The sequence below is a fragment of the Streptomyces canarius genome (assembly GCF_014650735.1).
GTDB classification, from domain to species: domain Bacteria; phylum Actinomycetota; class Actinomycetes; order Streptomycetales; family Streptomycetaceae; genus Streptomyces; species Streptomyces olivaceoviridis.
This window is the reverse complement of sequence record NZ_BMVN01000132.1, coordinates 1-5749: the sequence shown is the minus strand read 5'-3', so window position 1 is coordinate 5749 and position 5749 is coordinate 1. Positions and strand designations below refer to the sequence as shown.

The 5749-nt window shown below is 68.4% G+C and carries 6 protein-coding genes and 1 pseudogene; 3 read left to right on the top strand and 4 right to left on the bottom strand.

The window, feature by feature from the left end:
- Window positions 1–151 precede the first annotated feature (151 nt).
- The 3 genes and pseudogenes from IE294_RS46185 to IE294_RS46175 all read right to left on the bottom strand — a co-directional run bounded on the left by IE294_RS46185 (window position 152) and on the right by IE294_RS46175 (window position 2657).
- Window positions 152–838: a hemerythrin domain-containing protein gene (locus tag IE294_RS46185; RefSeq protein WP_189895303.1), complete on the bottom strand. Its 687-nt coding sequence runs from the start codon at window positions 836–838 to the stop codon at window positions 152–154.
- 534 nt (window positions 839–1372) lie between these two features.
- Window positions 1373–1960: pseudogene (locus tag IE294_RS46180) on the bottom strand (transposase); the annotation flags it as partial.
- Window positions 1893–2657 (bottom strand): amino acid--tRNA ligase-related protein, encoded by a 765-nt coding sequence (locus IE294_RS46175; RefSeq protein WP_229918241.1) that lies wholly within the window; start codon window positions 2655–2657, stop codon window positions 1893–1895. The gene IE294_RS46175 and the pseudogene IE294_RS46180, both read right to left, overlap by 68 nt.
- A gap of 493 nt (window positions 2658–3150) precedes the next feature.
- Between IE294_RS46175 and IE294_RS46170 the strand changes: the two genes are divergently transcribed.
- The gene (locus IE294_RS46170; RefSeq protein ID WP_189895302.1) at window positions 3151–3363 is read left to right on the top strand and encodes a hypothetical protein; all 213 of its coding nucleotides are present in this window, start codon (window positions 3151–3153) and stop codon (window positions 3361–3363) included.
- A 462-nt stretch (window positions 3364–3825) separates the two neighbouring features.
- Window positions 3826–4095: a hypothetical protein gene (locus IE294_RS46165; protein ID WP_189895301.1), complete on the top strand. Its 270-nt coding sequence runs from the start codon at window positions 3826–3828 to the stop codon at window positions 4093–4095.
- A gap of 35 nt (window positions 4096–4130) precedes the next feature.
- Here the strand turns inward: IE294_RS46165 and IE294_RS46160 are convergent, their stop codons facing one another.
- On the bottom strand, window positions 4131–4718 hold the full coding sequence (locus IE294_RS46160; protein ID WP_189895300.1) for a hypothetical protein: 588 nt from the start codon (window positions 4716–4718) through the stop codon (window positions 4131–4133).
- Window positions 4719–4860: 142 nt separating this feature from the next.
- On the opposite strand from IE294_RS46160, the gene istB reads away from it, so the two are divergent.
- Window positions 4861–5631, top strand: a complete 771-nt coding sequence (istB, locus tag IE294_RS46155; protein ID WP_031174301.1) for an IS21-like element helper ATPase IstB — start codon at window positions 4861–4863, stop codon at window positions 5629–5631.
- The last annotated feature ends 118 nt before the right edge of the window (window positions 5632–5749 follow it).

Genomic DNA, 5749 nt, shown 5'->3' with positions numbered 1-5749 from the left:
GCGTCAGGCCGTCGCCAGGCACTGCCACTACCGGCGACGATGCCACTCGTTGGAGGGGCGGTCCAGCAAGACCGCCCCTGATGGACCATCAGCCAACTACACTCCCGACGATGCCTCTGACCAGGCCAGATAGCGAAACGCTGCTGGAGTACTAGTTGTAGGCGAGGGCCATCAGCGTCTTGCGGAACTTATTCATCAGCAGCCTCCTGGCCCAGCGCACAGGCGCCGGGAAGTTGGCGTACATGTGATCCCGCCCGGGAACCGGCCCGGGGAATTCGAGGAAACCGAACACCAGGTGGGGGCCGCTACGGGGGGCACCGTCGGTGACAGCCTTACGGAGGCGGACGACATCTGGGTCCGGAACCGCGGGGAAGAGTTCCTTCAGCACCGGCTCCTCAGCGGCGAGGTGGGTGACCAGCACATCGCGGATGCGGTGGGACGACTTCGTTCCCTCGCTCATGGCCTGCCCCCAGGCCACGGATCCGCTGCCGGCGGGTTCCTTCGTCAACTGCTCGATGACCTTCGCCAGCTTGTCCAGCTCGACATCCAGCACCTCGTGTTCCTCGGTGAGACTGTCGAGACGACCAACCGCCTCCGGGAACCGCTCACGCAGTACCGGCCAGAGGAGATCGTCCTCGCTCTTGTGGTGGTGGTGCACGAAGGCCACCAGCCACTGAGCGGTGGAGGCAAGCGTAGCCGTGTCGACGGCCGCTCCGGACGCCAGTCGAGTGAACGACTCCGCGACAAGCCCCGCGCCCCGGGTCATGATGCCGTGGACGGCAAGTAGTTCCTCGAAAAGACGAGCGCCTTCATTGACCGGCGCCTGCGTGGCGGACATCCGTGGGCCTTTCTTCCTCAGCGTGCACGGACAGAAGCCCGTGCATGACTGCACGGCAGTGACTGCCGGAACAGTGGACGTGTTAGGTGGAACGAAACAAACCAGACGGTCTTCCGTGCGCTGCGCGGTCTCGTACGTACTCGAGCTGGCGCACATTCACGCAGACCGGTCGGCCACCAAACGTATCACAGAAGGCAAGTGCCGACTTCGGAGATACATGTCTGCGCGGGAAGAGTCGCGCAGCGAGGATCAGGGCAGGGCGCGCGTTCAGAACTCGCGCACGGTCCGCCTCCGTGGCAGGGGGGCACGGAGACGGGCCGTAGGCGAAACAGGCCCTCCGGGCTATGGGCCTGAACGCCAGCCACCTCACTAGCCTCGAAGTTTCGTGACGGTCCGCCGACGGAGTCGGTGGACCGTTTTCGTGCCGTGGGCTGAGGATGTGCAGGCCGAAGAGCCGAATGCCGCCTCGGGATGGCGCCGGATTCCACTGCTCCGGGTGTTGGGGTGCTGTCGAAGGGACGGGGAATCCGCTGGTCAGCCTGGGTCGGGCAGTTGGGTGAGCCGTTCGAGAGCTGTGGTGATGTGACTGGTCCAGGGCCAGTGTCGGGCCAGGCGGAGGATTCGCCGACGGCCGGTGGTGACGAGCTGTCCTGCCGCGGTGAACAGGCGGAGCCGTAGCCGGTGGGGCTCCCAGAGCCTGGCCTTGCCGGTCAGGGCGAGCGTCGGCATCCAGGCCAGCAGGTCGAGAGCGATCTGTACGATCTCCAGCCAGATCCGGTTCTGGGCGGTGCGGTGCAGGGGCAGGTTGCGCAGGCCGGTGGCCCGGGCGGCGCGGATGCGGTCCTCGGCCCGGGCCCGCAGCCGGTGACGGAGCTCGAGTTCGGCGATCGGCTGGCCCAAGGTGTTGGTGGCGAAACAGGTCAGCCGCATGCCGTCCGCATCCGTGAGCCGCAACTGGGCCCCGGGGTGCGGTCGTTCCTTCCTGACGATCAGCCGCATGCCCTTGGGCCAGCCATGAAGGACGTCGCCGGTGAGTTCAGCGACCCAGGCCCCGTCACGGATCTCGCCGTCCGCGTCGACGGCCGCCGTCCAGGCTGATGCCGGAACCTTCAGCACGTGCTGGCGCGGCCCGGTCGGGCTCGTCCTCGTAGCCGTGCACGACTTCGAGGCCGTCGATCAGGACCTCGAAACGGTTGAGGACGGCGGTCGTGCCCGGTGTGAGACGGGCGCACGGCTCGTCCCCGCCGATCGGGTACTCGGTCAGGAACAGTGCGGCACCCGTGCTCTGGGTCTCCAGTTCGCGCTCCACGAACCGGCCGAGCACCGTCTTGAACGGCACCTCGGTACCCATGTCCAGGTGGGCGGCCATCTGCGCGGGCAGATCGCCGAGGGGCTCGCGGCGCAGGTCGATGCCGAAGACGTCACGGATGTGGCCGGCGACAGAGACCCGCTTGGGGGTGTAGCGGATGTGCGGGGCGACCAGGCGCTCGGCCAGCGCGAACAGGAACTCGAAATTCTCGTCGGCGGCGTAGAGGTCGAGCATCTGGAACTCGGGCGCGTGCAGCTCGTCCGGCTTCTCGGGCCGGAAGCACTGACCGATTTCGAAGACCCGCCGGTGGTGCTCCATGTTCACGCGCAGCGCCGGGCCGATCATCGCCCGCAGGAACCGGCCCCCGTCGAGATCAACCGGCACGCGACGCCCCGGGCCGAGGTCGGCTCTGCGCACCGTAGGGGTGACCACCTCGACGAACGTCTCCGAGCGCAGCGTGTCACGCAGGCTGAACAGCAGGTCGGACTTCATCACAACGGGGTTGAGCACGTGTGCTCCTCAAGACCTTTGTTTTCGACGGCAGATGGAGGGAATCCGGTCGCCACGGCGTCCTCGTGCACGGCTCCTCGGCGGTCCCACAAGCTAGCCGCGGCGACGCGCGCAGCAGAAGCCCTTCTGCCGACATCGCAGCGCCCGACGGCCCCGATCCGCCACTGTTCCAGGACGAGACTTCGGCGTTTCCGCAGCTCAGGTGGTATGGACGCGCAACGGTCCCGTGCAACCGCCGCAGCGCCCATAGCCGTTGCGGCTGCCTCCGGCGCAGCCCTAGCGTGACTGGCCGAGCGCCCAGCGCGACCACGTACCGCAACGCTCATCCACGGATGGAGCGGACGTGCTCCGGCGCGACTTTCTACCGGCGGGCGCTCGCGCCCTTGACGTCCGAGCCGACGGTTCAGTACCTCACCCGACCGCGGCCCGGCAGCTCCATCAGCCGATCACACGGACTCGCGGGGTCACCCGCGACCGAAGAGGGAGAACCTCCATGACCGCTACCGCCGCAATGACCCCGGACACCGGCCTGAAGGCCGGCATGCGCCCGGACGCCCCGGACCTGAAGTTCGGCATGCGTCCCGACGCCACCGACCTGAAGCTCGGCATGCGTCCCGACGCCCCGGAGCTGAAGCTCGGGATGCGTCCCGACGCCACCGACCTCAAGGCCGGCATGCGCCCGGACAGCGCCCTCACCGTCGCCTGATCCGCGGCTGAACCACCCTTCCGTCGTCCTCCGGCGCGCCCGCCAACGGTGCGCCCGCCAGTGCGCTGCCCAGCCGTGGGCGCGCCGGAGCACGGCACATTCCCACCCCGCACCACATCGACTGGAGGACCTGATGGGCAGCCCCGCCGACAGCAGGACCCGCAACGGCACCGGAGCCTCCGGCCCCGTGCGTAAGGCCCTCGGCCAGCAGCTCATCACCGACCTGGAGAAGCTCTCTGCGGACGCCCGACGATCGGTCTGTGGGATGTCGCCTGGGACCTTGTCGCGATCGCCGCCGCAGCGATCGCCGGGCACCTCATTGGCCACGTCGTCGGCCCGCTGATCGCCGTCTGCTTCCAGCCCTACCGGCAGGAACAGGGCGTGGCGGAGCTCCTGGAGCTCGCCGCCGCCTAGCAGGCCGCGAAGCCTCGCCACGCTGCGTTCACCGAAAGAAGGAGGGGCATGGCCGATAAAGCCGACATACTCTTGCAATTCTGGTTGGAACAGGGCAACCAGGCGCGTCAGGCAGAAGCGCAGCGAGCAACCACGACCAACATCATCCTGCTCGTAGTCGCCGAGGCCCTCGGCTTCGCAGCAACCCGCGGAAATCACCAACGCTCGACGCTGCTGGTCTTCCTGGTGAACGGCTGGTCCTGCGTGATCGGCACCCTGCGCGTCCTCGCGGTGCTGCGGACCGTACGGGGTCAGGGCCGGGGTCACGTCAGCCGATGATCTTCACCCGTACCGGGGCAGCCGCCGGGTCCCTCCTACGGCTCGAGAGGGTCGGGGCACGATCCGTCCGGCTGCGTCATCGCCCATCCGTTCCCGCGCACACGGACGCTCGGGCGCGTGGCGGCGGGCCGCGCACTGGTGGGAGCACCGCCGGTGGTGCCGTCCCCAGCCGCGTCCGCGGGTTGCGAGCCGTCCGGCAGCCGCGCCGCCACCGTGCACGCCAGCTGGAGCATGGCCAGATGGCTGAGGGGAGGGACGTTTCGGGGGACCAGGACGGACAGGGCGCCGTCGTCGTCGATCGACACCTCCGGTGCCTCCTTCAGGCGGGGCAGCTTCGTGGTCGCCGTCGCGGCCTCGCTCGCGGTCGGTCCGCCGAACAGCAGACGTACGACGGCCCCGAGGTCCCCGGGGTCGTCGACCTTGCGGCCATAGGGCGCCAGATCACCGTCGCGCAGGAAGAAGAGGGTGATGGCGGCCGACGCCCGGGGCGCCGTGCTGGGAGAGGACATGCCGCTCGCCGGTTCGCCGGCCTGGATGACGTCGGACGGGGGGACTCCGCACGCCGCGAGGGTGAGCGCGGCCGAGAGTCCGGCCAGCAGCGCCCCCGCGCGGGAGCCCCTCACCGGGCACCCGCGGTGGCCTCGTCGGCGTCCGGGGACTCACGGCGCAGGGGGAGTTCGACCGTGAACACCGATCCGTGTCGGTCTACGACGAGCTGACCGGCACCCGCCCCTTCACTGCCAACTCCGCCAGCAAGGGAATCCGTTGAGCGAGCTGACCAGCACCCGCATCCGCACCACCGCCGCCAAGCTCGGCCTGCCGCACCTGGCCGAGGCCCTGAACCAGTACATCCAGCGGGCGGATGAGGCCAAAATGGGCTACCTCGACCTGCTCGATCTGGTGCTGTCCGAGGAACTCGCTGTCCGCGACGACCGCCGCTTCCGCAATGGCCTGAGGTTGTCGAAGCTGCCACACCACAAGACGCTGGAGGACTACGACTTCTCCTTCCAGCCCGAGCTCGATCCACGCAAGGTCAAGGACCTGGCCACCCTCTCCTTCGTCGAGGAGAAGGCCAACGTCGCTCTGCTCGGGCCGCCCGGCGTCGGCAAGACGCACATCGCCGTCGCCCTGGCCGTCGCGGCCTGCCGGGCCGGCTACTCGATCTACTTCACCAGCCTCGACGACATGGTCCGTCACCTCAAGGCCGCGGAGGACCAGGGCCGTCTGATCAGTAAGCTCACCAGCTACCTCCGGCCCGCCGTTCTCGTGGTCGACGAGGTGGGCTACCAGCCGCTGGAGCGGGCCGAGGCGAACCTGGTTTTCCAGGTGATCTCCAAGCGTTACGAAAAGGGCTCGATCATTCTGACCTCGAACAAGACCTTCGGCGAATGGGGCCAGGTCTTCGGCGACGAGGTACTGGCCACCGCGATCCTCGACCGGCTCTTGCACCACTGCGAAGTCGTCCCGATCAACGGCAACAGCTACCGGCTCAAGAACCGCCTCCAGGCCATCGAGCGGGACACCGACGTTGCCTGAGCTGTGGTGCACACAACTTCGTACTCGGTGGTGCACTCAGAGGAGTACCTGGACAAGGAGTTCCTCGCGGCAGGCGAAGCGCCGGTAGACGGTGCGCCGGTCCACGCCCGCCTCGGCG

Coding starts and splice junctions, on each gene's coding strand:
- IE294_RS46165 (WP_189895301.1), top strand. CDS start 3,826: ATGGCCGATAAAGCCGACATACTCTTGCAATTCTGGTTGGAACAGGGC.
- IE294_RS46170 (WP_189895302.1), top strand. CDS start 3,151: ATGACCGCTACCGCCGCAATGACCCCGGACACCGGCCTGAAGGCCGGC.
- IE294_RS46185 (WP_189895303.1), bottom strand. CDS start 838: ATGTCCGCCACGCAGGCGCCGGTCAATGAAGGCGCTCGTCTTTTCGAG.